We start from the raw sequence: 26256 nt of genomic DNA, 5'->3' as shown, positions 1-26256 counted from the left end.
CTTCAGCTTTCTTCAACAATCGCGTGATAGTCGTCGGCGGACAAGTGCAGGGCTTTGCGCCGCGCTGCCCCCATGGCTACAGTGGCGCAAAACGCGGGGGATGGCATGATCCGGATCTGGCAGGCTGCGTCGATCATCGTGCTGGCATTGGCCGGCTGTGTCGTGGTGCCGGAAACACCGCCGGCCTCGGGTAACCGTCCGCTGCCGACGGCTGTTCGGCCAGATGTTGCCCCGACACCTGCGCAGGCCTCGGCACGATCGTTCATTTCGGTCATCAACCGGATGGAGCCGATGGTCGAACGCGAATGTGCTGCCCGCCGCACCCAGCCAATCAGCTGCGATTTCCAGTTTGTCGTCGATGACCGGCCAGGGTTGGAGCCGAACGCGTTTCAGACCGTCGATGCCACGGGGCGCCCGATCATCGGATTTACCCTGTCGCTGATCGGCGAGGCACGCAACGCCGACGAACTGGCCTTTGTCGTCGGACACGAGGCCAGCCATCACATCCTTGGCCACATCAACCGCAAGACCAGCGCAGCGACGATGGGGGCGGTGATTCTGGGCGGTCTCGCAAGCGCCTACGGCGGCAACCCCGAGGCTATTCGCAGCGCGCAGGATTTCGGTGCCCAGTTCGGCGCAAGATACTATTCCAAGGACTGGGAACTTGAGGCCGATTATCTGGGCGCGATCATCGCGCTTAATGCGGGTTATGACCCCGAGAGAGGCGCATTGTTCTTTGCCCGGATCCCCGATCCCGGTGACAAGATCCTGGGCACACACCCGTCGCGGGCCGCGCGCATGAATCAGGTGTCACGGGCAGTTGCCGATTACCGCGCGGGGCTTGTGCGCTAGGTCACCGGCCAAGGCTGTTGCAGCTTTGCATCGGCCTTGCCGCGCCCGGCCATGGATCGGCCGCGTGCAATTCAGCAAAACTTGGTCCTAGCGCGCATCGGCCTGTATAAAAAGTTAGGTTCAGCCATCCGACGCAACGTCAAATTGTATCCAGATGCGCGAATCTTCTTTCATAGGCGAGAACCTGCCGATAGTTTCCGGTCTGGGTTGAGCGCATCCGCATTTTCGGATGGTTGTTTTAGGAGCTTTCATGATCGGCGTCATTCTGTGGAGCAGTCCGGCCAGACAAAAGGCCGTGATCTGGTGCGAGGATCATGGCGCCCTGGCCTATCTGAAGGGCACCGAGGATCTGATGACCGCCGCGGCATGGCCCGAGGCGGGGGATCTGGTCGAGCTTGAGGTTGAAATGCTGGACGGGTTGCGTCACGCGCGTGCGGTGCATGTGGTGGACGGCAACCGTCGTCCCGAATTGCCCGGGCTGCTGCGCAGCATGAGCGAGAAAAGCACCGACAACCGGCCGGTGCTGCGCGTCATTCCGGGCGGAGAGCCGGAATACCGGCCCCCGCTGAAGGTCGCGGCGGCCGGCTGATCGCGTTCAGATGCCGCGGGCGAGGGCGGCTACCCCGGTTCGAGCCTGATCCGCCAGCCCAAGCGGCCGCATCAGTTCGGCAAAGGCATCCAGTTTTTCGGGGGTGCCGGTAATCTCGAACACAAAGCTTTCCAGGGTCGAATCCACCACGCTGGCGCGGAAAATCTCGGCGATCCGCAAGGCCTCGACCCGCTTGTCCCCCTTGCCCGCGACCTTGAACAGTCCCAGTTCCCGCTCGACCCGTGGTCCCTCGACCGTCAGGTCGTGAACCTCGTGCACGGGGACGATGCGCCCCAGCTGGGCCTTGATCTGCTCGATGACCGCCGGCGTGCCGCGGGTGACAATGGTGATGCGCGAGCGGTGGCCCAGGTGGTCCACCTCGGCCACGGTCAGACTGTCGATGTTGTAGCCGCGCCCGGAAAACAGGCCGATGACCCGGGCCAGAACCCCGGCCTCGTTATCCACCAATACAGCCAGCGTGTGCGATTCGATCGCCTGCGTGTTCGGATCGCGCAGATCATAGGCCGAATGGCTGGACGCGCCCTTCTGGATGTTCAAAGCTGCCATTTTCCTGTTCCCTGTCTGTCAGACCAGCGCCGCGCCGGCGCCGGTGATGGCGCCCTCGGTCGATGCCTCGCCCAGCAGCATTTCGTTGTGCGGTTTGCCCGACGGAATCATCGGAAAGCAGTTTTCGTGCTTTTCGACCAGCACATCCAGGATGAACGGGCCGTCGTATTCCAGCATCTCGCGGATCGCGTCGTCCAGCTCGGCCGGGTCCGAGACCGTGCGGCCGCCGCAGCCGAAAGCTTCGGCCAGCTTGACGAAGTCGGGCAGGCTTTCGGACCAGCTTTGGCTATAGCGTTCGCCATGCAGCAATTGCTGCCACTGCCGAACCATGCCAAGGCGTTCGTTGTTCAGGATGAACTGCTTGACCGGCGCGCGGAACTGAACCGCCGTGCCCATTTCCTGCATGTTCATCAGCCAGCTGGCTTCGCCTGCGACGTTGATGACCAAGGCGTCGGGGTGCGCGATCTGTGCGCCGATCGAGGCGGGCAGGCCATAGCCCATGGTTCCCAGCCCGCCCGAGGTCATCCAGTGATTGGGATCCTCAAAGCGCAGGAATTGCGCCGCCCACATCTGATGCTGCCCCACCTCGGTGGCGATATAGGGGTTGCGATCGGCTGTCAGCGCCTGCAGCCGTTCCAGCGCATATTGCGGTTTTATCACCTGGTCAGAGTTGCGATAGGCCAGACATTTGCGTGCCTGCCATTGTGCGATCTGTTGCCACCATCGGGCCACCGCCTCGCTATTGGTGCGCCGACCGCGGGCCTGCCAGATTTCCAGCATCTGTTCCAGGACATGGGCCACATCACCGACAATGGGCAGATCGACGTGGATCACCTTGTTGATCGAACTGGGATCGATGTCGATCTGCGCCTTGATCGAACCGGGGCTGAAGTCGGCGACGCGACCGGTGATGCGGTCATCGAACCGTGCCCCCACCGCAATCATCAGATCGCAGTCATGCATGGCCATGTTCGCCTCGTAGAGGCCATGCATCCCCAGCATCCCGATCCAGAGCTTGCCAGAGGCAGGATAGGCCCCCAGCCCCATCAGGGTAGAGGTCACCGGGAACCCCGTCGCCTCGGCCAGGTCGCGCAGCAGCTGACTGGCGCGAGGGCCGGAGTTGATTACCCCGCCCCCGGTATAGAAGATCGGGCGCTGGGCGGTTTCCATCAACTCGACCAGGCGGGTGATGGTGGCGGTATCGCCCTGGCGTGCCGGCTGATAGCTGGGGGTCTGGATTTCCTGCGGCCCGACATATTCGCCGGTGGCAAACTGCACATCCTTGGGAATGTCGATCAACACCGGCCCCGGCCTGCCGGAAGTGGCGATATGAAAGGCCTTGTGAATGGTTGCCGCCAGCTCGTCGGTGTCCTTCACCAGCCAGTTGTGCTTGGTGCACGGCCGGGTAATCCCGACCGTGTCGGCCTCTTGAAAGCCGTCGGTGCCGATCAGGAAGGTGGGAACCTGGCCGGTCAGGGTGACGATGGGGATCGAATCCATCAACGCATCGGTCAGCCCGGTGACCGCATTGGTCGCCCCCGGCCCCGAGGTCACCAGCACAACCCCCGGCTTGCCGGTGGCGCGGGCATAGCCTTCGGCCATGTGCACAGCACCCTGCTCATGGCGCACCAGGATGTGCTTGATGTCGTTCTGCTGGAATAGTTCGTCATAGATCGGCAGCACCGCCCCGCCCGGATAGCCGAATACCGTATCGACACCCTGATCGCGCAGGGCTTCGATAACCATTCTTGCACCCGTCATCTGTCGGGACATGCCGATTCTCCATCTCTGTATCATCTTGCGGCGGGCAATGCTGCGCCGCGTCGCGGGAAACTATTTGCGCGCGCGGCGATGGTCAATGGCGATTGTCCAAGAAAATGACCGGATGGAACGAATTATTGAAATTATATTTCCGAAACTGCGTTCATTGCGCAATCAGCCGCGCATTTGCGGCAGGGTGATGCGCGCCACCTGTTCGACAATGGGATCGATCGACAGCGGATGGATGTCGGAACTGTGCAGCTTGGGGTCGCCCATCGGCTGCCAGACCCCGCCCTTGTAGATCTCCAGCGCCGAAAAGCGGGCCTTGTATTCCATCTTGCGGCTGCCCGGCACCCAATAGCCCAGATAGACAAAGGGCAGGCCGGCGGCGCGGGCCAGTTCGATGTGATCCAGAATGACATAGGTGCCCAGACTGGCAGAGGCATCGGCCGTGTCATAGAAGCTGTAGACAAGGCTGAGCCCGTCATCCAGCACGTCGGTCAGGCATACCGCCATCAGCCGGTCCGCCGCCGGATCCAGCTGCGGGGCCTGCGGCGTGCGATATTCCATGACCCGGGTGCGCACCGGCGTTTCCTCGATCATGGCCGCGAATTCGAAGATGTCCATGTCGGCCATGCCGCCATCGGCGTGGCGCTGATCCAGATAGGCGCGGAACAGGTCGTATTGTTCCTCGGTCGCCCAGGCGCTGGTGGCGAGGCGTCGCAGATGACCATTCCGGCGCAGGATTCGCCGCTGCGTGCGCGAGGGCTGGAAATCCGCCACCCGGATCCGGGCCGACATGCAGGCAACGCAGCTTTCGCAACTGGGCCGATACAGCACGTTCTGCGAACGTCTGAACCCCTGCCGCGACAGGGCATTGTTCAGTTCGCTGGCGCCGCTGCCGGCCAGGGCGGTGAACAGCTTGCGTTCCGCGCGACCGTGCAGATAGGGACATGGCTGGGGGGCCGTCACATAGAACTGCGGCGCGTGGGGCAAGCTGTGGCGCATCAATCGCGTCCCCGGCTCTCCGGGCACAGCACGCAGGGGCGCGGGTGCGGTCGGTGGGTCATCTGGGCACGCTTTGGCTGTCCGTGGTCGCGTCGTGACAAAGCCTAGCAACAGTTGTGGCGCAGGCCAAGCGGCGAAAAGACTAAGATTTGTGTCTCGGCGATCTGTCGGGCGGCATTGACCTTGGCCTTGCTGCGGTTAGGGTTTCGACATGGATTTCGCTGCCCGCATCACCCGCCTGCCACTTGCCGCCGACCCTGACCGCGGGCTGTCAGCCTGGCAGGCGACGGGCATTTCCGACCCGCGCCTGGGCGATCTGATCCGCGGCGCGGCAGGGTCAAGTCCCTATCTGGCCGGGCTGATCCAGCGCGAGGCCGACTGGCTGGGCGAGGCCCTGAGCCATCAGGATCATGAGAATGTCGTGGCCCGCGAGACCGCCGGGTTCGAGGCGCTGACGGCCGACGTGCTTGGCCCCGCGCTGCGCCGGGCCAAGCGGCGGGTGGCGCTGTGGACGGCGCTGGCCGATCTGGGCGGGGTCTGGCGGCTCGAGCAGGTGACCGGCGCGCTGACCGATCTGGCCGACCGCGCCACCGATCTGGCGCTGCGCGTGCATGTGGCGGCCGAGCTTGCCCGCGGCAAGCTGCCGCCCACCGCTGCCGATGCCGGCGGCATCGTCGCGCTGGCCATGGGCAAGATGGGCGCGGCCGAGCTGAACTATTCCTCGGACATCGACCTGATCGTGCTTTACGACGACAGCGCCTATGCTGCCGACGACCAGCACGAGGCCCGCGCCTGCCTGATCCGCGCCACCCGGCGGGCGGCGGCCACCTTGTCGGACAATACCGATCAGGGTTACGTGTTCCGCACCGACCTGCGGCTGCGGCCCGATGCCTCGGTCACGCCGGTCTGCATCTCGTTCTCGGCGGCGCTGGCCTATTACGAGGCCGAGGGGCGCACATGGGAACGCAGCGCCTATATCAAGGCGCGGCCCTGTGGCGGCGACCTGGCGGCGGGGGAACGCTTCCTGCGCGAGCTGACGCCCTTTGTCTGGCGGCGGCATCTGGATTTCGCCGCCATCCAGGATGCCCATGACATGCGGCTGCGCATCCGGCGGCACAAGGGGCTGCACGGCCGGATCGAGGTGCCCGGCCATGACATGAAGCTGGGTCAGGGCGGCATCCGCGAGATCGAATTCTTCACCCAGACCCGGCAACTGATCGCCGGCGGCCGTGATCCCGACCTGCGCGCGCGCGGCACCGTCGAGGGGCTGGCCCAGCTGGCCCGCAAGGGCTGGGTGCCGCCCGAGGTGGCCGAGGAACTGACCGCGCATTATCGCGAACACCGCGAGATCGAACACCGCATCCAGATGGTGAACGACGCCCAGACCCATGCCGTGCCCGCCACCCCCGAGGGTGTGCGCACCATCGCGCTGCTGTCGGGACAGGCCGATGCCGATGCCTGGGCCGAACGGCTGGCAGGCCGCCTGGCCCGGGTCGAGGCGCTGACCGGCGATTTCTTTGCCCCCGGCGAACAACGCGCCCGCCCGGCGTTGTCGCCCGAGGCCGAGGCGCTGGTCGAACGCTGGCGCAGCTATCCGGCGCTGCGCTCGCAACGCGGGCGCGAGGTCTTTTCCCGCATCGAGCCGGAGCTGCTGACCCGCCTGACCGCCGCCGCCCATGCGGGCGAGGCGCTGGCACGCTTTGACACCTTTCTGGCGGGCCTGCCGGCCGGGGTGCAGCTGTTTTCCCTGTTCGAGGCCAACCCGCAGCTGATCGACCTGATCGTCGACATCTGCGCCACCTCGCCGGGGCTTGCGGCCTATCTGGGGCAGCATCCCGAGGTGCTGGACGCGGTGCTGGGCGGCAGTTTCTTTTCGCCCTGGCCGGGGTCCGAGGAACTGCGCCGTCATCTCGACCACAGCATCGATACAGCGCTTGCGGCGCCGGCGGGCGGCTATGAGCGGGCGCTGGATGCGGCCCGGCGCTGGGCGCATGAATGGCAGTTTCGCATCGGCGTGCATCACCTGCGCGCGCTGATCGGCGCCGAAGAGGCCGGCGGGCAATATGCCGATATTGCCGATAGCGTGGTGGCGGCGCTGTTTCCGGTGGTCTCCGCCGAATTTTCCCGCCGCCACGGTCCGCCGCCGGGGCGGGGTGCGGTGGTGCTGGGCATGGGCTCGCTGGGGGCGCGGCAGCTCAATGCCGGCTCGGACCTTGATCTGATCGTGATCTATGACGCCGCCGGGCAAGAGACCTCCGAGGGCACCAAGCCGCTGGCCACGCGCAGCTATTATGCGCGGCTGACCCAGGCGCTGATCACCGCGCTGTCGGCGCCGACCGCCGCCGGCCGTCTTTACGAGGTGGACATGCGGCTGCGCCCCTCGGGGCGGCAGGGGCCGGTGGCGACCTCGGTGCAGGGGTTCCGGGACTATCAGATGACCGAAGCCTGGACTTGGGAGCATCTGGCGCTGACGCGCGCACGGGTGGTCGGGCTGTGCGGCGATCACGGCGTCCAGCTTGCGGCCGAGGTCGAGGCGCTGCGCGTCGAGATCCTGCAGGCGCGCGGCGGCGATCCGCGCGTTCTGCCCGACCTGGCCGAGATGCGCGCGCGCATCTTTGCCGCCAAGGCCCCCGATGGCGCGTGGGAAGGCAAGATCGGGCGTGGCCGGCTGCAGGATATCGAATTGCTGGCGCAAAGCCTTGCCCTGCGCGCGGGCTCCGCGGCGCGGGGGGTGGCGGCGCAGCTGCGCGCCGGTCCGCGCGCCGGGCTGATCGCGCGGCCTGCCGCTGAACGGCTGGCATCCGCGCGCCGCTTTCTGTGGAACCTGCAATGCGCGGCGCGGCTGCTGACCGATCGGCCGCTGGACATGGAAAGCCTGGGCGAGGGCGGGCAGGCATTCCTGCTGCGGGAAACCGGCGCCGAAAGCCTTGACGATCTGGCGCAGCGCCTTGCCGCCACGGTCGCCGAGGCTGGCGATCTGATCGATTCGGCGCTGGCGGGCGCAGGCCAGAACGCGGCGGCGCTCTAGCGTCCGCGCGCCCAGCCCTGCCGGTTGCGGCCCAGCCGCACGGCCAGCGCGACACTGGCATAGGCGGCAAAGCCCAGCGGATCGGCGGCCGCCAGGCGCAACACTTCGCCCCGCGTCGGGCGCACATGGCCCTGGCGCGCCGGCAGGTCGGGAAACAGCCGGGCAATCTCGGCCACGCCGTTGTCCTGACGCCGACGCACCCGCACCAGGGTGGCAAACCCTTCGGCCAGCGGCCAGTCATAGGGTTCGTCGACCAGGAAACGCTCGGATTCGGCGAATTGCAGCCGCGCAAAGGTGTCGTCCGAAATCACTGCCGGAAACGCCCCCCAGCGGGCGCGGCCGGCGGCATTGACCGCAAACAGTCCGGCCCCGGTCACGCCTTGCGCGACAAAGGGCAGCCGCTGCCAGAAGCGGGCGTAGGCGCGCGACACCCGGCTGCGGGCCGGGGTCACGCGCAGCCGCCCACCGGCGTAACGCGGCACATCCGTGTCCAGAACCCGATGCAGGCCCGACAGCAGTCGTGGCCCCATGCGGATATCGGCATCCAGATAGATGCGGATACCGGCAACCGCGCAGGCATCGCCATGGTTCAGGGCACCGATCTTGCCGCCCTGGGCCAGTTCCTCGACCTGCAACTGCCAGCCGCGAGCCGCAAAATCGCCTGCCCGCGCCCGCGCCCGCGCCGCGGTGTCGTCGCGGCAGCCGTTGGCCACCACGATCACCTGCAGGGCGCCCTGATAGTCCTGGGCCAGAACATGATGCAGGCAATCGCCGATATACGCGGCCTCGTCATGCGCGGGCAGGATGATACTGCAGCCTTGGGCACGGGGTTGGGCGCCGAAATGCGGCGCATTGTCGTGATCGGGCGGGTTTGGGGTTGTGGGGCTCATGGCGCGGAAGCTACCATGAGCCGTCGATGGAAGTCATCGGCGCAACGCCGCCTGCAGGGGCGGCGAAAACTTGTCAGCGGCAGAGAGGCCACAGCTGTGACACCGGCAAGCGACCATGCCCCCCTTGAACCCCGCGCGCCGGCGGAAAATGGCGCGCAAGCGCAGGTTTCCAGCAGACTGGTGCGACGTGCGGCCGGGTTGGCGGCAGCAGACGCCAAGCACGCCCAGGTGATTGCCCAGCGCTTTGCCCTGCTGCGCACGCGCATCCTGCGCGAGATGCGCAGCCGCGGCTGGTCGCGCCTGGCGGTGGTTCCGGTCACGCGCGGGGCAGGGGGCACATTCGTCGCCGTGAACCTTGCCCTGGCGCTGGCGCGTCAGCCGCACACACGGGTGACGCTGATCGACCTCGATCTGGGGAAGCCCGGGGTTGCGGGGGAACTGGGCGTCACGGGGTCGGGCCCGGTCTCGGCCTGCCTGGGGTCGGGCAAAGGCCTGGCCAGGCTGGTCAGCGCCGTGGCCGAGGCGCCCAATCTGCGCGTTCTGGCCCCCGAAGGCGCCGAGCCCGACGCCGCGGAAATGCTTCAGGATGAAAGCCTGTCCCAGGCCCTGGCCGAATTGCAGCAGGCGCAACCGGCCGACATCGTCATATACGACACGGCCGCGCTTCTGGCCGAGGATGCGGCGCTGGCCGCACTGCCGCTGGCCGATGCCATCCTGCTGGTTGCCGATGGCCGTCGCGGGACGGCCGCGCACATGAAAGAGGCCGAGCGGCTGCTGACCGGCATGCCCCCGGTCATGGGTGTGGTTCTGAACCAGTCCGAAGATTGACGCAGCAGGCAGGGTGACGAATTGGGACCGATTAAATCCGTTCAGGATCTGATCTCGATGATCTGGCGGCGATTGCCGCTGGTGATGACAATTGCCGTGCTGGGCGTGCTGATCGCGCTGTATCTGATCGTCTCGTCGCCGCGTATCTACCAGGCCTCGGCGGTGATCCAGCTGGATGTGCCCGCGGCCATCGACCAAGGCAACGACAGTTCCCTGCCGGCCTCGCGTCGGGTGCAGTTGATCGAACAGCGCCTGATGGCACGTGCCAACCTGCTGGAAGTGATCGATCGGATGAACCTGTTCGAGGACAACCCCGGGCTGAGCGAAAGCCAGAAAATCGCTGCTCTGCGCGCCTCGACCCGCATCGAGAGCATTACCGCCCCGGGTGTGTCGGTCGATAGCCGGATGTCGCTTGCGGCCATCGTCATCACCTCGACGGCCGAAACCCCGACCATGGCGGCGGCGCTGGCCAATGACTTTGCGGACAGCGTGGTCAATCGCGACCGTGAAAACCGCAGCCGGCGTATCCTGGAATCGCAGGACTACCTGCGCGAGGAAGAGCGTCGTCTGAACGAGCAACTGTCCCAACAGGACCGCAAGATCGTCGAGTTCAGCACCCGTAACCAGGATGCTCTGCCCACCTCGCAAGAGTATCTGCAGACAGAGTTGACGCAGTTGACCGCGACCGAGGCGACCATCGACCGCGACGTGATGACCTTGCAGCGGGAAAGGCTTTCGCTCGAGGCCGGGGGTGGCCCGGAGACGCGCCCCTCGGCCACGCTGGTGCAGCAAATCCGCTCGGCCGAGGTCGAACTGGCCCAGGCGCGTCGCACGCTTGCGCCGGATCATCCCGAAATCAAGCGGCTGCAGGATACGCTCGACCGGTTGAACAGCGGGGCAGGCAGCGGAGGTTCCGACGTCGTGCGTCGACAGATGGAACTGATCGACCGGCAACTGGCCGATCTGCAGAAACAGAAATCCGATGTCCAGGCCCGTCGGGACGAGATCGATCGCGCCCGGGCGCAAGGTGCGCTGGTCGCGCGCGAGCTGGAGGCGATGACCCGCGAACAGCGCCGCCTGCAGGATCGCTATGCCGAAATTTCCCGCCAGCTTGCGCAGGTGGAAACCCAGCAGCTGCTGATGGACAACGATCAGACCGAACGGTTCGTGGTGCTGGAACCTGCGCTGCCGCCGGAATATCCCGCCTTGTCGAACCGCAAGAAAATGGCGGTTCTGGGGGTCGGGGCCAGCGGTGCGCTTTCCCTGGGGGTGGCGCTGCTGCTGGAAATGCTGAATCCGGTTCTGCGGCGCAGCGAACAATTCGCGCGGGCCACGGGAACGCGGCCGGTGATCTCTTTGCCCTATCGCTGGTCCGAAGCGGATTTCCGTCGTCAGCGGCTGCGGTTGATCTATGTCGCGGCATTGGTGGTGTTCGGTCTGCTGGCGGCCCTCTGGATGCTGGGGATGATCCCCGGTCTGCCCTCGCCCGCGGTGGTGCCGCTACCCACCGACGGGATGGGCTGAGATGAACGAGATGCCGGCCACCCAGTCCAGTTCGGACCGTGACGAAAGTCAGGCCGCACGCAAAAGCCTTGCGTCGCGCGCCTTGGGAAGCGGCGCCTGGTCCATGGCCAATTTCGGTCTTGGTCAGATCATGCGCCTGGTGTCGAACCTAGTGCTGACGCGGTTGCTTAGTCCCGATGATTTCGGGCTGATGACGCTGGTCACAAGCTTTCTGATCGCCCTGACCATGTTCAGCGACATGGGTTTCGGCCCGGCGATCATGCAAAGCAAGCGCGGCGACGATCCGGACTTTGTCGACACGATCTGGACGCTCAAGATCATCCGCGGGGGTCTGCTGTGGCTCAGTGCGGCGGCGATGGCCTTGCCGCTGGCCTGGTTCTATGACGCGCCGGAATTTGCCGTCGTGTTTCCGGTGGCCGCGCTGTCGCTGCTGGTTGGGGGCTTTCTGCCCACGCGCATCGATTCCGCCGCGCGCCATCTGCAGATCGGCCGGCTGACGGTGATCGAACTGGCCAACCAGCTGATCGGCATTCTGCTGACGATTGCCGCGGCCTGGATCCTGCAATCGGTCTGGGCACTGGTCTGGGGGAATGTGCTGGGCTCGCTGGTGCAGTTGCTGATGTTCCGGCTGTTCCTGCCCGGTCATCGCAATCGCCTGCGGATCGAGCCCGAGGCCCGGGCCGAGGTGATGAAGTTCGGCAAGTGGATCTTTTTCAGCACCATCTGCGGTTTCATGCTGTTTCAGGGCGACCGCATCATCCTGGGCCTGGTGCTGACCCTGCATCAGCTTGGCATCTACAATATCGGGCTTTTCCTGGCGACCGTGCCGATGATGCTGGGTTCGTCCATTGCCAGCCGTCTTTTCATTCCGATGTATCGCAACCATCCGCCGGCAGAGGGCGCAGACCATCGCCGGGTGCTGGCGCGCACGCGCGCCGGGTTGACGGCGCTGCTGCTCAGTGTTGCCGTGCTGCTGGCCTGGATCGGACCGCCTCTGGTCGAATTGCTGTATGATCCGCGTTATGCTACGGCCGGTGGCGTTCTGGTGGCAATCGCCTGCATCCAGATGCTGCAGGTCATTCCGATCAGCTATGATTATTCGGCGCTGGCGGCGGGCGACTCGCGCGGATTTTTCGTCATGCAGTCGCTGCGGGCGCTGATCTACATGTCGATGGTTTCGGCAGGGGCGTTTCTCTATGGGCTGCCGGGGTTGCTGGTGGGGCAGGCACTGTCGCTGGTTCTGTGCTATCCGGTGACGGTCTGGCTGGCCAGGCGCCATCATGCCTGGGATCCCCGCCACGACCTTGTCGCCGTCATCATCGCCACTGTGGCCATCGCGATGGCGCTGACGTCGCACCGCGATGCGATCACCAAGGCCCTGTTTTCCTGACGCGGGGCAGTGCAGAGGGGACAATCCCCCGGGCTGCGCGGGGGATTGTGGTCGTGTCTGGTTCAGAACCGGAACGAGGCGCGCAGCTGCACCAGGTTCAGGTCAAGATCATTGCCGTTGATGCCTTCGCTATCGGCCAGCACATCCTTGAAGTCGTTGCGCGTATATTCGGCGCCGACGCTGAAGTTTTCGGCCAGCTTGTAGTCGACACCCAGGCCATAGGTCATGCCGGTGTCCGAAAACTCGTCGGTTTTCAGCTTGGCGGCACCCACGGTGACATAGGGCTGGAACTTGCCCATGTCGGCACCGGCGCGCAGACGCAGGCGCGTCAGGTCGCCGTTGCTGTAATTCTCGTCGGGCGAAACACGGTTGTAGTCAAGTTCGCCACCCAGAACGAATTTGCCGAAACCGTGCTGATAACCCGCGTGCAGGCCATAGGCATCGAAATCGCCGAAATCAGGACGGGCGCCGCGATCGCCCAGATCCCCGCTGCCCATCCCGTATTGCGCACCGGCGTAGAACCCGGTCCAGCCGCTGGGGGTAATGGTCACCGGCTCGACCACCGGGGCGGTGACGGGGGTTTCCACCACGGGGGCGGCGTATCCACCGGCATGGGCTGCACCGGCAACCAGCGCAGTTGCGGCTGCGTAGGCAATTGCTTTCATTTGACTTCTCCATTCCTTGCGGGCTGGACATTGCCCAGATCCCTCGGCCGCCATGCCTAGCACCTTGAACCGCGAAGGAAAGCCTTTCCCGGCCGGTCGCACAGACACGTGTCAGCAGGTGAGCACAACCGGCCGCCGGATATGGAAAACCCGCAATATCATGGGGTTCGCGCGATCATGGGAAAGTGAACAGGGGTGAATGCCGCAATTTTCTTTCGCGCAGACAGACTGCATCGCGCCGGGATCAGCCCTGGTCGGGGGCGAAGCACTCTCCGCGCTCGGTCTGCCGCTGCCGTTCACGAAACCTTGCCCGGTCCGTTTCATCGTATTCGCCAATGCAGCGATGGCAGCTGACACCGCGCTCGAATTCCGGGCGCTCGCGGTCCTCGGGTGCCAGCGGGCGGCGACAGGCATGGCACAGATCGTGCCTTCCCGGCCGCAGGCCATGACCCAGGCTGACGCGGCGGTCAAAGACGAAGCATTCGCCCTGCCACAGGCTCTGCTCCTCGGGGATTTCTTCCAGATACTTCAGGATGCCGCCCTTGAGGTGAAAAACCTCGGTCACGCCTTGTCCTAACAGGAAGTTGGTGGATTTTTCGCAGCGGATGCCACCGGTGCAGAACATGGCGATGCGCTTGCCGCGCAAACGCTCGGCATTCCTGTCCCACCATGCGGGAAATTCGCGAAAGCTGCGGGTGCCCGGATCGATGGCGCCGGCAAAGCTGCCGATCGCGACCTCATAATCATTGCGGGTGTCGATGACCGCCACATCGGGGGCGCTGATCAGGGCATTCCAGTCGCCTGGCTCGACATAATGGCCAACGGCGGCGGTGGGGTCCACATCGGGCTGGCCCATGGTCACGATTTCGCGTTTCAGCCGCACCTTCATCCGGCCAAAGGGCATGGTTTCGGCGCGGCTTTCCTTGACCTCCAGCGCGGCGCAGCCGGGCAGGCCGCGGATATGGGCCAGCACCGCGTCGATGCCGCTGCGCGAACCGGCAATGGTGCCGTTGATGCCCTCGGGCGCAAGCAGCAGGGTGCCCTTGACCCCTTGGGCGCAGCACAGGCGCGCCAGCGGCGCCTTCAGCGCGTGGGGATCGGCAAAGCGGGTGAATTGATACAGTGCGGCAACGATCAGCATGAAAGGCGGCTTAGCCTTGGCGCGGCTGCGGATCAAGCTGCGGCATTGACGCCCCCGCCGGCCGGGCCTACCAATTTCCTGAACAGCAAGGGGATGGGCATGCCAAGGGCGCTGATCGTGGTCGACATGCAGCTGGATTTCTGCCCCGGCGGGCGGCTGGCCGTGGCGGGCGGAGATGAGATCATCGCCCCGATCAACGACCTGATGGCCGATTTCGATGCGGTGGTGCTGACCCAGGACTGGCACCCGCGCGATCATGCCAGCTTTGCCGACAATCACCCGGGCGCGGCGCCGTTTTCGCTGGTGCAGATGCCCTATGGTCCGCAGGTGCTGTGGCCGGCCCATTGCGTCATCGGCAGCGATGGCGCGAATTTCCATCCCGCCCTGGCCGTGGACTGCGCCGATATGGTGATCCGCAAGGGCTATCGGCCGCAGATCGACAGCTATTCCGCCTTTTTCGAAAACGACCATCGCACGCCCACCGGCCTTGCCGGCTATCTGCGGGAACGGGATCTGTCCGATCTTGCCTTTGTGGGCCTGGCGCAGGATTTCTGCGTGGCATGGTCGGCGATCGATGCCACCCGCCTGGGATTTCGCGCCCAGGTAATTGAACAGGCGACGCGGGCCATCGACCTGGACGGATCGCTGGAACGCGCCCGGGCTGATATGCGCAAAGCGGGGGTGGTGCTGGCATGATCGTTCCCACCGTCGATATCGCCACCCGCGTCTATAACCACAAATGGAAGATCGACCCCATCGTGCGGTCGATGATCGATACCGACTTTTACAAGCTTTTGATGTGCCAGTCGGTGTTTCGCAACCGGCCCGATACGCATGTTACCTTCAGCCTGATCAATCGCACCAGGCACATCCGCCTGGCCGAGCTGATCGACGAGGGCGAATTGCGCGAGCAGCTGGATCATGTCCGCAGCCTGTCGCTGAGCCGCGGGGAAAGCATCTGGATGCGCGGCAATACCTTCTACGGCAAGCGGCAGATGTTCCGCCCGGATTTCATGGAGTTCCTGGAAAACCTGCGGTTGCCCGACTATCATCTGGAAAAGCGCGACGGCCAGTATGAGCTGACCTTTGAAGGGCGCTGGCCAGAGGTGATGCTGTGGGAAATTCCCGCGCTGGCCATCATCATGGAACTGCGCAGCCGGGCGGTGCTGAAAGACATGGGCCGCTTTGAGTTGCAGGTTCTTTACGCCCGCGCCATGACCCGCCTGTGGGAAAAGATCGAACAGTTGCGCGAACTTGGCCCCGACCTGCGCATCGCCGATTTCGGCACCCGCCGCCGGCACGGTTTCCTGTGGCAGGACTGGTGCGTGCAAGCCATGGTCGAGGGGCTGGGCGACGAATGCTTCATCGGCACATCGAACTGCCTGATCGCCATGCGCCGGGATATCGAAGCCATCGGCACGAATGCCCATGAATTGCCCATGGTCTATGCCGCGCTGGCCGACAGCGACGAAGAGTTGCGCCAGGCCCCCTACCGCGTGCTGGCCGATTGGCACGAAGAACACGACGGGATGCTGCGCATCATCCTGCCCGACACCTATGGAACCCGCGGGTTTCTGGCCCATGCGCCGGACTGGCTGGCCGGCTGGACCGGCATCCGCGTCGACAGCGGCGATCCGGCCGAGGGCGCGGAAATGGCCATCCGCTGGTGGCAAGAGCGGGGCGAGGATCCGCGCGAAAAGCTGATCATCTTTTCCGACGGGCTGGATGTGGACACGATACGCGACCTGTTCGGGCGGTTCCACGGCCGCGCCAAGGTCAGCTTTGGCTGGGGCACCCTGCTGACGAACGATTTTCGCGGACTGGTGGCGGGCGACCGGCTGGCGCCGTTTTCACTGGTTTGCAAGGCAGTGGCTGCGAATGGCAGGCCGACCGTCAAGCTGTCGGATAACCCTGAAAAGGCAACAGGGCCCCAGGAAGAAATCGCCCGATATCGCCGTGTGTTCGATGTCGGTGCGCAGAAAAGCATGCAAGTGGTGGTCTAGGGCACCCAAGGGCCTGCCTGTTCGCACGCATCTGGAACAGGCCCCGGCATGTGGTGGTCCGGGGCCTGCTGCCCTCTTCAGGCAGAGGGCGCTCTTTGCAGCTCGCGTTGATGCGCTGCGTGGCGCGCGACGAGCTGACGTGCCTTTCTGCCCTGGCCAAGCGGTCGGGCGGGGTTCTGTCCCTGATGCCGCGGCTCGGACAGTTCCGGGAACAGGGCAATGATTTCGGCGCGGGCGGCAGGGCCCACGGATTTCAGCGCCTGCGGCCCGGTGAACAGCGATTCTGTCAAAGCGCCTTCGGCCCAGATGATTTCGTGGCGGTCGAACAGCAGGTGGAAATATTCGACGCCGCCCGAATCCTGTTCGATCTGGATGCCGGGAATTTCCGTCAGATGCTTGGCGGCGACCAGCACCTCGGGCGCGCCCAGCACGCGTTCGGCGATGCGCGAATCGACGAGCATCCGGTGTTGTTGCGATACCCTCAGGTCGCGGCGGGGCAGGTCAGCGCCCAGGCTGCCGGCCTTCATCCGCACAGGGCGCAGCGCAGGAAACAGCCCCAGCAATTCGGGACCGACTTTCTGCGAGCCGATCCAGCGCAAGGGCTGCAAGCCATTGTCGCGGGTGCGCACCAGATCGCCGGGACGCAGGGATTCCACCGCCACATCGCCGCGGTCGGTTGCAATCAAGGTTCCGCGGACGAAACAGACAAAAGCCGGCTCTCCCTCAAGGCCATAGCGTGAACTGTTCAGGCCGGTGAAATCGTTCTGCCGCACAGCGGTCAGCTGGATCGAGGCGATGGGTTTTTGCGTCAGCGCGTCGATTTCGCTTTGCGGCGCGTTCCGCGGGGGTGGCAGCAGGACCAGGTTGCCTTGCGTATCCTGCAGGACACGCAGCGGCACGCCGGTGGCGGAAGTGCCGTCCATGTAACGCACTGTGCCCGTGTAGAGAATGCCGGTGTCGAGGTAATGCGTTTCACCATTCACGGTCACGAATTCGCCGGGGGGGTTGCCCCGCGCGCTGTTGAACGAGATCGTGCCGTCGCTGTTGCCGTCGTTCAGCGTCAGGGCAAAGATGCTGCGGGCCAGGGGATCGGTTGTGCTGCCGAATGTGCGGCCAACCAGCTCGGCCGCGCGCTCGGCGCCCAGAACCGATTCATTCGGATCCAGGTCGCGATGGGTTCCCAGCGAGATGACACGGATTTCGGTGATGATCGGCATTCCACACTCCACTCACGTGCCTGAGAGTCAGGCATAACCTACAAAAAAACCGGGACCGATCACGCGAAAAGCCTTTAAAAATATACCTTTTACGCGAATGATCGCCGCAGTTCGCAGCGCTGCAGCGCCTTTACAGCGGCAGAGATGACAGACAAACGGATTTTTTTAACCTGTCGGAAAGGACAGGTTCGCGCTAGCAATTCAAAAAATAGCGGTTATTCAATTGCTTGAATTATGATAGCGCGCACACGCATCACCGAACTTTCGGTATGACGTTGGGTCAAATGAACAAAACGGGTCAGATTCGATCGCGCCAGCGGTTCACCAACGGATAACGCCGGTCCAGCCAGAACGCCCGTGTCGAGATGCGCGGCCCGGGGGCAGCCTGATAGCGTTTCCATTCGCTGGCAAAGAGCAGCTTTTCCACGCGCTGCACGGTGTCGGCGTCGAAGCCCTGCGCGACCAGTTCCTTCAGCCCCAGATCCTTCTCAACCAACCCCTCAAGGATCGCGTCCAGCACGTCATAGGGCGGCAGGCTGTCCTGATCGGTCTGGTTGGGGCGCAGCTCGGCCGAGGGCGGCTTGCTGATGATCTGCGGCGGGATCACCTCGCCCGCCGGGCCCTGCATCCAGTCGCGGTGGTTCTCGTTGCGCCAGCGGCAGGTGCGGAATACCCGGGTCTTGTAAAGATCCTTGATCGGATTGTAGCCGCCAGCCATGTCGCCATAGATGGTGGCGTATCCGACCGCGACCTCGGACTTGTTGCCGGTGGTCAGCAGCAGTTCGCCGAACTTGTTGGAAATCGCCATCAGCATCACCCCGCGCAGGCGGGACTGGATGTTTTCCTCGGTCGTGTCGGGCTGGGTGCCCTGCATCAGATGCGCCAGCGCCTGGGTGACGGCGGCACGCGGCCCTTCGATCGGCACGGTATCCAGCCGCACGCCCAGGCGGTCGGCGCAATCGGCGGCATCGTCAAGGCTGGCCTGCGAGGTATATTCGCTGGGCAGCATCACGCAGCGCACGTTCTGCGGCCCGATCGCGTCGCAGGCGATCGTCGCCACTAGCGCCGAATCGATGCCGCCCGACAGGCCGAGCACCACCTTCGAAAAGCCGGATTTGCGCATGTAGTCGCGCAGGCCTTCGGTCATGGCGCGATAGTCCTGTTCCCATTCGTCGGGCTGGGGCAGCATCGGCCCGCCCTGGGCGCGCCACCCTGCCGGTGTGCGCAGGAAATCGACGTGCAGCACGCTTTCGTCAAAGGGGGCCATCTGCACCACCTTGACCGCCCCGCCATCCTCGCCCGGGTTCAGCACGAAGCTGGCGCCGTCATAGATCTGATCGTCCTGACCGCCGACCGAGTTCAGATAGACCAGCGGCAGGTCGCTTTCGACCACGCGCGCGACCATATGGCTCATGCGCAGGTCCAGCTTGTTGCGGTGATAGGGGCTGCCGTTCGGGACCAGCAGGATTTCGGCGCCGCTTTCGGCCAGCGTCTCGGCGACATCGGGCCACCAGGCGTCCTCGCAGATGGGGCTGCCGATGCGTATGCCGTTCAGGCTATAGGGCCCTTGCAGCGGTCCCTGGTCGAACAGGCGCAATTCGTCGAACAGCTGCTTGTGCGGCAGGTCGTGTTTCAGCACCCGCGTCAGCACCTTGCCGCCCTGCAGCACCCACCAGGCGTTGTAAAGCCGGCTGCCGTCGGCAAAGGGGCCGCCGATGCCGATGGCGGGGCCGTCGGCGCAATCGCGGGCCAATTGCTCGATCGCGGCCATGGCGTCCTGGGTAAAGGCCGCCTTCAGCACCAGGTCCTGGGTCTGATAGCCGGTGATGAACATCTCGGGCAGGGCCAGCAGGTCGGCGTCGGCGGCCCTGGCCTGATCCCAGGCGGCGCGGGCCTTGGCGGCGTTGCCGGGCAGGTCGCCCACCGTGGGGTTGAGTTGTCCAAGGGTGATGCGGAATCTGTCGGTCATGGCGGCTCCTTCCCGGGGATCGTCACGCGTCCCGGTCGAGGATGTTGATAGGGCAGGACAGAGGCAAGGAAAAGTCGGCCTTTGCGCCAGCCGCGCCCTTGCGGTAAACCCGCCCCGAAACCGGCAACCAGGTGGAGTGCAGGTCGATGAAGGCAGTCATTGTCGCAGGAGCGCTGATCCTGGCCGGTGGCGGCATCGCCATGGCCCAGGCGGTGGTGACCAAGCATTACGACGACGGCGGCGTCTATGAAGGGACGTTCCGTAACGGCAAGCAGCACGGCCGCGGCACCTACAAGCTGCCTTCGGGTTACGAATACACCGGCGACTGGGTCGAAGGGCAGATCCTCGGCCAGGGCATTGCGCGCTTTCCGGACGGCTCGGTCTATGAGGGGGCCTTTGCTGCCGGCAAGCCGCATGGCAAGGGCAAGATCACCTATGCCGATGGCGGCACCTATGAAGGCGACTGGCAGGATGGGCAGATCACCGGACAGGGGGTGGCGCGCTATGCCAATGGCTCGGTTTACGAGGGCGGGTTCCTGAATGCGCTGCACCATGGCAAGGGCGTGCTGACCCAGCCCAACGGCTACCGCTATGACGGCGACTGGAAGCAAGGGGTGAAAGAGGGGCGGGGCAAGATCACCTATCCCGACGGCGCCAGCTACGAGGGCGAGATGAAGGGCGATCAGCGGTCGGGTCAGGGCCGGCTGGTCATGCCCGACGGTCTGACCTATGACGGCGGCTGGGCCGCGGGGCAGATGTCCGGCCAGGGCCGGCTGACCCAGCCCTCGGGCGACAGCTACGAGGGCCGCTTTGCCAATGGCCGCCGCGAGGGGCGGGGCGTCGTCACCTATGCCAATGGCGACCGCTACGAGGGCGATTTCCGTGCCGATCAGCGCTGGGGCGTGGGCACCTTTACCGGCACGGACGGCTATGTCTATGCCGGCGACTGGGTCGAGGGCCGGATGGAGGGGCTGGGCCGCATCACCTATCCCGACGGCTCGGTCTATGAAGGGGCGCTGCGCAATGACCTGCCGGATGGCCGCGGGCTGATTACCTATCCCGACGGGTCAAGCTATGACGGCGACTGGCAGGCCGGGGTGATCGAGGGGCAGGGCGTGGCCCGCTATGCCAATGGTCTGGTCTATGAAGGCGGTTTCCAGCGCGGGCGCAACCACGGCCAGGGGCGCATGACCTATCCCGACGGCTATGTCTATAACGGCGCCTGGCGTGATGGCGAGCGCCATGGCCAGGGCCAGGCGACCTATCCCGACGGCACCACCTATGACGGCGCCTTTGTCGCCGGGCTGCGCCACGGCAAGGGCCGGCTGATCGCGCCCGACGGCTTCCGCTACGAAGGCATGTGGCGCGAGGGCGAGATCGATGGCGAAGGCGTTGCCACCTATGCCAATGGCGATGTCTATACCGGGCATTTCGTGATGGGCAAACGTCAGGGCGCGGGGGTGATGCGCTATGCCACCGGCCAGGAGGCCGCCGGCGAATGGCAGGACAACCGTCTGGCACAGCCCGATCCGGCTACCTCCGCTGATTCCGCCGCAGCCGAAGGCGCCCCGGCCCCGGCCGAAACGCCGACCACGGTGATGCCTGCCGACCCCGCCGCCGGCGCCTCGGGCGCGGGGTCCGACGAAGGTGCCTAACTGCGCGCTGCGGCCGCCGCGCTTTCGGGCCAATGGGCAAAGGGCAGCACGCGGCCGTCGCGGCGGCTGGCCGCCACCCGGTCCAGATCGACGCTGGCCTTGACCCAGCCGGGCTGGTCTATGGCCCCTTGGGCAATGATGCCGGTTTCAGGCCAGAATCCGTCGGGCGGCCCATAGATCCCGGCGGCGCCGCGGTTTTCATCGACCGCCGGGCACCAGGGCGCGGCGCCCACCGTCGGGGCCTGCACCACCACGCATTGGCTTTCCAATGCCCGTGCCATGGCCCCGATGCGCACGCGATTGTAGCCCGCGACCGTATCGGTGCAGGATGGGGTCAGGATGATTTCCACACCCGCCTCTGCCAGGGCACGGCCCAGCAGCGGAAATTCGCAGTCATAGCAGATCAGCACCCCCAGCCGCCCGACCGCGGTGTCAAAGATGCTGAGCCCGGCGCCGGCGACGACATCCCATTCCTCGCGCTCGAAACGGGTCATCACCTGCTTGTCCTGATGCCCGATGCGTCCCTGTGGGCCGAACAGCGCCGCGCGGTTGACCGGACGCGGCCCCTGGAACACGGGCCCCGAGGCCGCAAGCACATGCACCCGATGGCGCGCGGCCAGTTCGGCGTGCAGCGCCTGTCGCGCCGCCTCGAAACCGGCGACGGCATGCAGAGATGCCTCCAGATCGGCCGCGATGCCCGCACCGGCCAGCGACGCCAGTTCCATCGCGCCATATTCGGGAAAGACCAGCAGGTCGCAATCAGCGGCATCGGCCACCCAGCGGTCCAGCTTGGCGCGATAGGCGTCGAAATCCGCCAGCCAGTGCAGGGGATAGGCGGCGGCGGCGATGCGGACCTGACGGCTCATAGCGGTTTGATCCAGAATTGCAGCGGCTTGCGCGTGGGTGCGGCGGCACCGATGTCGCGCCATTCATAGCTGGCGATGACGCCGGGCAACGGCTGATAGCCGCGCTTGCGCCAGAACCCGTCCAGCGGGCGATAGTTCGGCGGGCACAGCGGATGATCGGCGGGGCGGATCACGCTGCAAAAGGCGCTGTAGCGGCGGCCCAGCAGCCGCGCCTGCGCCTCGCGCCCGTCAAAGAAGGCGTGGCCCAGGCCGCGGCCGCGATACTCTGGCAGCAACACCGACTCGGCGCAGTAATATATCTGATCCAGTCGCTCGGGCCGTCCTGCAAAGGCGGCGGCGAAATCCTGGGCGTGATCCTCCATCGGGGCGCCGGTGGCGGCGCCGATCATGCGCGCGCCGTCATAGGCGGCGACCACCACGGCCCCTGGCGCCAGATAGGCCTGCAGATAGTCGCGTTCGTAATCGGCATCGCCATCGTAAAGATAGGGCCAGTCGCGGAACACCGCGATGCGCAACCGCGCCAGATCGTCCAGAACTGCGGCCACATCCTCTCCGGTCAGGCTGCGGAGCTGGATCATGCCGCGACCTGCCGGGTCCAGTCGGCCAGGTTGTAATAGGTGGTCACGCGCGCGATCTTGCCGTCGCGAATATCAAAGAAGCTTCCGGCCGGCAGGACATAGGTCTGGCCGCGCGCCTCGGGCAGGCCGTCGTCGGTGGCCAGATAGGTGCCATGCACCACGAACTCGGCCGCCGCGCGATCCCCCGCCGGCGTCGCCATGATGGTGATGTCGGCCAGCCTTTCACGGTAACAGCGGCTCATATGCGCATTGAACTGGGCGAAAAGATCCTTGCCGCGGCGAATTCCGCCTTCGTTCACGTGATGTTCGACGTCATCATGCAGATAGGTCAGCATTTCATCCGTGCGACCGGCGTTGAAGGCGTCGTAATAGGCGGCGATCAGGGCCAGGGCGTCCATCGGTTTCTCCTCTGCTCTCTGGGGCAGGTCTAGCGCGCGTGGCGGGCCCCGTCATGTATTCTGTTCGCAAAAGGCTTAACCATTCTTCAAGACTGACGGATTATTCCCATCGATGCGCGCGTGGTATAGCGACGGTGGCAGATATGGAGGATGGGACGATGGCGAACCCCGATCGGATGCCGGCGCGACGGATCGACTGTTTCAAGGCCTATGACGTGCGCGGGCGGCTGGATCGCGAACTGGACGATGATGTTGCCTATCGCATCGGCCGCGCCTTTGCCGAGGTGCTGGCGGCGCGCGATGTCATTGTCGGCCGCGACAGCCGGGCCAGTTCGCCCCGCCTGGCGGCGGCGCTGATCGCGGGGCTGCGCGACGGCGGCGCCGATGTGCGCGATCTGGGCCTGGCCGGCACCGAAGAGATGTATTTCGCCACTGCCCATTACGGCGCCGATGGCGGGATCGAGGTGACGGCCTCGCACAATCCGATCGATTATAACGGCATGAAGCTGGTCGGTCGCGGCGCGGCGCCGCTGGACCCGCAGGGCGATTTCGCCCGCATCGCCGAGCTGGCGCGATCGGGTGCGTTTGCGCCACCCCAGCGGCGCGGGGCCCTGCGCGACTTTGCGCAGGCACGCACCGAATACGCCAGCGCCATGGCCGATTTCGTCGATGTGGACCTGCTGCGGCCGCTCAGGGTGCTGGTCAATGCCGGCAACGGCACGGCCGGGCCGACCTTTGACGCCATTGCCGACGAATTGGCGCGTCGCGGCGCGCCCTTGCAGTTCCTGCGCGTCAATCATCAGCCCGATCCCGATTTCCCGAACGGCATCCCCAATCCGCTGCTGCCGGAAAATCAGCCGATGACGGCCGAGGCCGTGCGCCGTCACGGGGCCGATCTGGGCATCGCCTGGGATGGCGATTTCGACCGCTGCTTCTTCTTCGATCAGGACGGCCGGTTCATTCCGGGCGAATATATCGTCGGTCTGCTGGCCGCGGCCTTTCTGGAAAAATACCCCGGCGAAAGGATCGTGCACGACCCGCGCGTGGTGTTGAACACCCGCGACATCATCGCCCGCGCCGGCGGCACGGCGGTGCAGGCCCGCACCGGCCACGCCTTTGTCAAGCGCGCCATGCGCGAAAGCGGCGCGATCTATGGCGGCGAGATGTCGGCCCATCACTATTTCCGCGATTTCCATTTCGCCGACAGCGGCATGATCCCCTGGCTGCTGGTGGTTGAACTGCTGTCGCGCAAGGGCATCGGTCTGGGCGAGTTGCTGGGGCAGCGTATGCGGGCCTTTCCTTCGTCGGGCGAGATCAACTTTCGCCTGGACGATCCCGAGGTGGCGATGGCGCGGGTCATCGACCATTTCGCGCCGCAGGCGGTGGCGCGCGACGATACCGATGGCGTCAGCCTGGAATTTGCCGACTGGCGTTTCAACCTGCGACGCTCGAATACCGAGCCCGTGGTGCGGCTGAACGTGGAATCGCGCGGCGATGCCGAGCTGGTGGCGGCGCGGCGCGACGAAATCGCCGCGCTGCTCAGGGGCTGATCAGTCCCCCACCACGTTGGGCGGCACCCGCAGGATCGCCTCGTGCATGGCGATGGCGTCCTCGATATTGTCGAATACGGTCAGCCGGCCCTGATCCAGCACCGCGCCCATCGTGCACATCTGCCGGATCATCGGCATCGAATGGCTGACCACAACCGCGCTCGACCGGCTCATCCGGTCGGCAAAGACGCGCTGGGACTTGGCCCGGAAATCCGCGTCGCCGACGCTGGTGACCTCGTCCACCAGATAGGTATCGAAATGGATGCCCATGCTGGTTCCCATCGCCAGCCGCGACCGCATCCCCGAGGAATAGCTTGAAAACGGCTGATGGTAATGCTTGCCCAGTTCGGCAAAATCCTCGACATAGGCGACCAGTTCGTCGGTATCCACGCCATAGATGCGGGCGACAAAGCGCACATTCTGCGCCCCGGTCAGATCGCCGTGAAAGCTGCCGGCGAAACCCACCGGCCACGAGATCGTGCCGTCCGAAATGACCCGCCCCGAACTGGGCGACATCGTGCCTGCGATCATGCGCAGCAGCGAGGACTTGCCCGCACCGTTGCGCCCCAGCAGCCCGACCGAGGCCCCGGTGGGAAAGACCGCGTTGATATTGTCCGCCACGACCGTCGTGCGGCCCTTGAGCCGGTAGATCTTGGTCAGATTCTGCAGACGGATCATGCCTCAGCCGCGATCCCGGATGCTGTAATAGATCAGGACCAGAATCGACCAGCCGGTCAGCAGCATTGCCGCCACCACAAAGAGCAGCCAGGGCCGGTTCGGCGCGGTCGAGCTTTGCGCCACCTTGGGCTGGATATGCGCGGCCAGATAACGGGACTGGCGCTGCGCCTCGGCCATCGATGCCTCATAGGCGATGCGGGCCGAGCGATAGGCGCCTTCGGCAAATTCGCGGTCCACGGCCAGTTTTTCGTATTCGGCCATCAGCTCGGCATAGCTTTCGCCTGCGGGCCCCTGACCGGCGACGCCGAACTTGCTGCGTTCCGCGTCGATCAGCCGGCGCAGGGCATCGATCTTCTGCTGCGACTGGGTGACGCGGTGGTCCGTCGACGGAGCATTTTCCACCAGCAGGTCATGGGCGACCAGGGCTTCGGCCAACTGCGCCTGCAACCCGCTCAGCACGCCCATCTGCCCGGCCAGATCGGCCTGCGGATCGACGATCTGCGATTTCATCCGATAGGCGGTCATCGCCTGACGGGTGCGCGTCAGTTCATCGCGTGCCTTGTCCAGTTCCATCTTGGCCAGGCGCGTGGCGTCGTCCCGGGCAATGGTCGACAGTTCGTTGATCTTTTCGGAACTGGCCTGGAACACCGCCGCCGCGATGGCCTGGGCATCTTCGGCGCTGAAGGCCGCGACATTCAGCGTGATGAGCTGGGTCGAGTTGTCGTAAAGCACCTTGACCTGGCGCTGCCAGTAATCCGTCAGATCCTCGATATGCCCGTCGGGGTCGAAGGCAAAGACGAAGTCATGCGGCCATTCGCGGGAAAAGCGCGCCCGCAGGCCCAGTTGCTGATCGATCTTTTCGACCATGTCCTGGCTACGGATGTATTCATACAGGATGTCGGTATCCAGCGCCCCGCTGCTGCCGGTAAAGGGCAGCAGGCCGCCCAGCATCTCAAGGCTTGGGGTGGACTGTTCCTTTCGGACCGAGAAACCGACCGTCGAGACATACTGATCGCTGGCCCGCGCCCAGAGATACCACGCCCAAAGGATTGTCGGCAGCACCACCATAAGCAGGAAAGAAATCAGCATCAGCCAGTGA

Annotated in this window: 23 protein-coding genes; 10 read left to right on the top strand and 13 right to left on the bottom strand. The window is 65.2% G+C overall.

What is annotated here, in order from left to right; genetic code table 11:
- Positions 1 to 105 precede the first annotated feature (105 nt).
- On the top strand, positions 106 to 852 hold the full coding sequence (locus GB880_RS01170; RefSeq protein WP_154493418.1) for a M48 family metalloprotease: 747 nt from the start codon (positions 106 to 108) through the stop codon (positions 850 to 852).
- 250 nt (positions 853 to 1102) lie between these two features.
- On the top strand, positions 1103 to 1441 hold the full coding sequence (locus GB880_RS01165; RefSeq protein WP_154493420.1) for a hypothetical protein: 339 nt from the start codon (positions 1103 to 1105) through the stop codon (positions 1439 to 1441).
- Positions 1442 to 1447: 6 nt separating this feature from the next.
- On the opposite strand, the gene ilvN is transcribed toward GB880_RS01165, so the two are convergent.
- The 3 genes from ilvN to GB880_RS01150 form a co-directional block, all read right to left on the bottom strand.
- A complete protein-coding gene (gene ilvN, locus GB880_RS01160; protein WP_154493422.1) occupies positions 1448 to 2008 on the bottom strand; it encodes an acetolactate synthase small subunit in 561 nt (186 codons plus the stop codon).
- An 18-nt stretch (positions 2009 to 2026) separates the two neighbouring features.
- The gene (locus GB880_RS01155; protein WP_154493424.1) at positions 2027 to 3781 is read right to left on the bottom strand and encodes an acetolactate synthase 3 large subunit; all 1755 of its coding nucleotides are present in this window, start codon (positions 3779 to 3781) and stop codon (positions 2027 to 2029) included.
- A 162-nt stretch (positions 3782 to 3943) separates the two neighbouring features.
- Complete coding sequence (locus GB880_RS01150; RefSeq protein ID WP_154493426.1) at positions 3944 to 4777, bottom strand: arginyltransferase; 834 nt, start codon at positions 4775 to 4777, stop codon at positions 3944 to 3946.
- 211 nt (positions 4778 to 4988) lie between these two features.
- On the opposite strand from GB880_RS01150, the gene GB880_RS01145 reads away from it, so the two are divergent.
- Entirely contained in the window at positions 4989 to 7805 is a 2817-nt protein-coding gene (locus GB880_RS01145) for a glutamine-synthetase adenylyltransferase (RefSeq protein WP_263467229.1), read from the top strand.
- Here the strand turns inward: GB880_RS01145 and GB880_RS01140 are convergent.
- Positions 7802 to 8695: a glycosyltransferase gene (locus tag GB880_RS01140; protein WP_154550641.1), complete on the bottom strand. Its 894-nt coding sequence runs from the start codon at positions 8693 to 8695 to the stop codon at positions 7802 to 7804. The two genes, GB880_RS01145 and GB880_RS01140, sit on opposite strands and share 4 nt — an antisense overlap.
- A gap of 180 nt (positions 8696 to 8875) precedes the next feature.
- Between GB880_RS01140 and GB880_RS01135 the strand changes: the two genes are divergently transcribed.
- From GB880_RS01135 to GB880_RS01125, 3 genes are read left to right on the top strand one after another with little or no spacing between them, the layout of a single operon-like run.
- Positions 8876 to 9523 carry a chromosome partitioning protein gene (locus tag GB880_RS01135; RefSeq protein WP_263467228.1) on the top strand — a complete coding sequence of 216 codons (648 nt, stop codon included), beginning with the start codon at positions 8876 to 8878 and terminating at the stop codon, positions 9521 to 9523.
- Between the two features lie 57 nt (positions 9524 to 9580).
- Complete coding sequence (locus tag GB880_RS01130) at positions 9581 to 11047, top strand: GumC family protein (RefSeq protein ID WP_154493800.1); 1467 nt, start codon at positions 9581 to 9583, stop codon at positions 11045 to 11047.
- Position 11048: 1 nt separating this feature from the next.
- Positions 11049 to 12437, top strand: coding sequence for an oligosaccharide flippase family protein (locus GB880_RS01125; RefSeq protein WP_229774411.1), 1389 nt, complete (start codon positions 11049 to 11051; stop codon positions 12435 to 12437).
- Between the two features lie 62 nt (positions 12438 to 12499).
- Here GB880_RS01125 and GB880_RS01120 read toward each other — a convergent pair whose 3' ends face one another.
- Together GB880_RS01120 and trhO are read right to left on the bottom strand one after the other, a co-directional pair.
- Complete coding sequence (locus GB880_RS01120; RefSeq protein ID WP_154493795.1) at positions 12500 to 13102, bottom strand: outer membrane protein; 603 nt, start codon at positions 13100 to 13102, stop codon at positions 12500 to 12502.
- A 244-nt stretch (positions 13103 to 13346) separates the two neighbouring features.
- Positions 13347 to 14243, bottom strand: coding sequence for an oxygen-dependent tRNA uridine(34) hydroxylase TrhO (gene trhO / locus GB880_RS01115; protein ID WP_154493794.1), 897 nt, complete (start codon positions 14241 to 14243; stop codon positions 13347 to 13349).
- Between the two features lie 99 nt (positions 14244 to 14342).
- Between trhO and pncA the strand changes: the two genes are divergently transcribed.
- Together pncA and pncB are read left to right on the top strand one after the other, a co-directional pair.
- Complete coding sequence (pncA, locus tag GB880_RS01110) at positions 14343 to 14939, top strand: bifunctional nicotinamidase/pyrazinamidase (protein ID WP_154493793.1); 597 nt, start codon at positions 14343 to 14345, stop codon at positions 14937 to 14939.
- Complete coding sequence (gene pncB / locus GB880_RS01105; RefSeq protein WP_154493792.1) at positions 14936 to 16246, top strand: nicotinate phosphoribosyltransferase; 1311 nt, start codon at positions 14936 to 14938, stop codon at positions 16244 to 16246. Before pncA ends, pncB begins: the two co-directional genes overlap by 4 nt.
- 77 nt (positions 16247 to 16323) lie before the next feature.
- Here pncB and GB880_RS01100 read toward each other — a convergent pair whose 3' ends face one another.
- Positions 16324 to 17463 carry a Hint domain-containing protein gene (locus GB880_RS01100; RefSeq protein ID WP_229774410.1) on the bottom strand — a complete coding sequence of 380 codons (1140 nt, stop codon included), beginning with the start codon at positions 17461 to 17463 and terminating at the stop codon, positions 16324 to 16326.
- Between the two features lie 298 nt (positions 17464 to 17761).
- Positions 17762 to 19432: an NAD+ synthase gene (locus tag GB880_RS01095; protein WP_154493791.1), complete on the bottom strand. Its 1671-nt coding sequence runs from the start codon at positions 19430 to 19432 to the stop codon at positions 17762 to 17764.
- A gap of 146 nt (positions 19433 to 19578) precedes the next feature.
- Here GB880_RS01095 and GB880_RS01090 point away from each other — a divergent pair, with 146 nt between their 5' ends.
- On the top strand, positions 19579 to 21087 hold the full coding sequence (locus tag GB880_RS01090; protein ID WP_154493790.1) for a 2-isopropylmalate synthase: 1509 nt from the start codon (positions 19579 to 19581) through the stop codon (positions 21085 to 21087).
- Here the strand turns inward: GB880_RS01090 and GB880_RS01085 are convergent.
- The 3 genes from GB880_RS01085 to GB880_RS01075 are packed head-to-tail and all read right to left on the bottom strand — an operon-like array spanning position 21084 to position 22929.
- Positions 21084 to 21953, bottom strand: coding sequence for a carbon-nitrogen hydrolase family protein (locus GB880_RS01085; RefSeq protein WP_154493789.1), 870 nt, complete (start codon positions 21951 to 21953; stop codon positions 21084 to 21086). The genes GB880_RS01090 and GB880_RS01085 overlap by 4 nt on opposite strands.
- Positions 21950 to 22531, bottom strand: a complete 582-nt coding sequence (locus GB880_RS01080; RefSeq protein ID WP_154493788.1) for a GNAT family N-acetyltransferase — start codon at positions 22529 to 22531, stop codon at positions 21950 to 21952. The genes GB880_RS01085 and GB880_RS01080 overlap by 4 nt, the downstream gene beginning before the upstream one ends.
- Positions 22528 to 22929 (bottom strand): ketosteroid isomerase-related protein, encoded by a 402-nt coding sequence (locus tag GB880_RS01075; protein ID WP_154493787.1) that lies wholly within the window; start codon positions 22927 to 22929, stop codon positions 22528 to 22530. Before GB880_RS01075 ends, GB880_RS01080 begins: the two co-directional genes overlap by 4 nt.
- A 158-nt stretch (positions 22930 to 23087) precedes the next feature.
- Here GB880_RS01075 and GB880_RS01070 point away from each other — a divergent pair, with 158 nt between their 5' ends.
- Entirely contained in the window at positions 23088 to 24479 is a 1392-nt protein-coding gene (locus GB880_RS01070; protein WP_327077749.1) for a phosphomannomutase, read from the top strand.
- On the opposite strand, the gene GB880_RS01065 is transcribed toward GB880_RS01070, so the two are convergent.
- Together GB880_RS01065 and GB880_RS01060 are read right to left on the bottom strand one after the other, a co-directional pair.
- Positions 24480 to 25157, bottom strand: a complete 678-nt coding sequence (locus tag GB880_RS01065; RefSeq protein WP_154493786.1) for an ABC transporter ATP-binding protein — start codon at positions 25155 to 25157, stop codon at positions 24480 to 24482.
- 3 nt (positions 25158 to 25160) lie between these two features.
- Positions 25161 to 26246, bottom strand: a complete 1086-nt coding sequence (locus tag GB880_RS01060) for a capsule biosynthesis protein (RefSeq protein ID WP_263467227.1) — start codon at positions 26244 to 26246, stop codon at positions 25161 to 25163.
- Positions 26247 to 26256 lie beyond the last annotated feature (10 nt).

The organism is Paracoccus sp. SMMA_5_TC, from assembly GCF_009696685.2.
Taxonomy (GTDB): Bacteria; Pseudomonadota; Alphaproteobacteria; order Rhodobacterales; family Rhodobacteraceae; genus Paracoccus.
Note: the sequence above shows the minus strand (reverse complement) of the source record. Positions and strands in the feature narration are given on the sequence as shown.

Excerpts from the sequence above, each read along its gene's own strand:
- GB880_RS01170 (WP_154493418.1), top strand. The coding sequence starts at position 106 with ATGATCCGGATCTGGCAGGCTGCGTCGATCATCGTGCTGGCATTGGCC.
- GB880_RS01165 (WP_154493420.1), top strand. The coding sequence starts at position 1,103 with ATGATCGGCGTCATTCTGTGGAGCAGTCCGGCCAGACAAAAGGCCGTG.
- ilvN (WP_154493422.1), bottom strand. The coding sequence starts at position 2,008 with ATGGCAGCTTTGAACATCCAGAAGGGCGCGTCCAGCCATTCGGCCTAT.
- GB880_RS01155 (WP_154493424.1), bottom strand. The coding sequence starts at position 3,781 with ATGTCCCGACAGATGACGGGTGCAAGAATGGTTATCGAAGCCCTGCGC.
- GB880_RS01150 (WP_154493426.1), bottom strand. The coding sequence starts at position 4,777 with ATGCGCCACAGCTTGCCCCACGCGCCGCAGTTCTATGTGACGGCCCCC.
- GB880_RS01145 (WP_263467229.1), top strand. The coding sequence starts at position 4,989 with ATGGATTTCGCTGCCCGCATCACCCGCCTGCCACTTGCCGCCGACCCT.
- GB880_RS01140 (WP_154550641.1), bottom strand. The coding sequence starts at position 8,695 with ATGAGCCCCACAACCCCAAACCCGCCCGATCACGACAATGCGCCGCAT.
- GB880_RS01130 (WP_154493800.1), top strand. The coding sequence starts at position 9,581 with ATGATCTGGCGGCGATTGCCGCTGGTGATGACAATTGCCGTGCTGGGC.
- GB880_RS01125 (WP_229774411.1), top strand. The coding sequence starts at position 11,049 with ATGAACGAGATGCCGGCCACCCAGTCCAGTTCGGACCGTGACGAAAGT.
- GB880_RS01120 (WP_154493795.1), bottom strand. The coding sequence starts at position 13,102 with ATGAAAGCAATTGCCTACGCAGCCGCAACTGCGCTGGTTGCCGGTGCA.
- trhO (WP_154493794.1), bottom strand. The coding sequence starts at position 14,243 with ATGCTGATCGTTGCCGCACTGTATCAATTCACCCGCTTTGCCGATCCC.
- pncA (WP_154493793.1), top strand. The coding sequence starts at position 14,343 with ATGCCAAGGGCGCTGATCGTGGTCGACATGCAGCTGGATTTCTGCCCC.
- pncB (WP_154493792.1), top strand. The coding sequence starts at position 14,936 with ATGATCGTTCCCACCGTCGATATCGCCACCCGCGTCTATAACCACAAA.
- GB880_RS01100 (WP_229774410.1), bottom strand. The coding sequence starts at position 17,463 with ATGCCGATCATCACCGAAATCCGTGTCATCTCGCTGGGAACCCATCGC.
- GB880_RS01095 (WP_154493791.1), bottom strand. The coding sequence starts at position 19,432 with ATGACCGACAGATTCCGCATCACCCTTGGACAACTCAACCCCACGGTG.
- GB880_RS01090 (WP_154493790.1), top strand. The coding sequence starts at position 19,579 with ATGAAGGCAGTCATTGTCGCAGGAGCGCTGATCCTGGCCGGTGGCGGC.
- GB880_RS01085 (WP_154493789.1), bottom strand. The coding sequence starts at position 21,953 with ATGAGCCGTCAGGTCCGCATCGCCGCCGCCGCCTATCCCCTGCACTGG.
- GB880_RS01080 (WP_154493788.1), bottom strand. The coding sequence starts at position 22,531 with ATGATCCAGCTCCGCAGCCTGACCGGAGAGGATGTGGCCGCAGTTCTG.
- GB880_RS01075 (WP_154493787.1), bottom strand. The coding sequence starts at position 22,929 with ATGGACGCCCTGGCCCTGATCGCCGCCTATTACGACGCCTTCAACGCC.
- GB880_RS01070 (WP_327077749.1), top strand. The coding sequence starts at position 23,088 with ATGGCGAACCCCGATCGGATGCCGGCGCGACGGATCGACTGTTTCAAG.
- GB880_RS01065 (WP_154493786.1), bottom strand. The coding sequence starts at position 25,157 with ATGATCCGTCTGCAGAATCTGACCAAGATCTACCGGCTCAAGGGCCGC.
- GB880_RS01060 (WP_263467227.1), bottom strand. The coding sequence starts at position 26,246 with ATGCTGATTTCTTTCCTGCTTATGGTGGTGCTGCCGACAATCCTTTGG.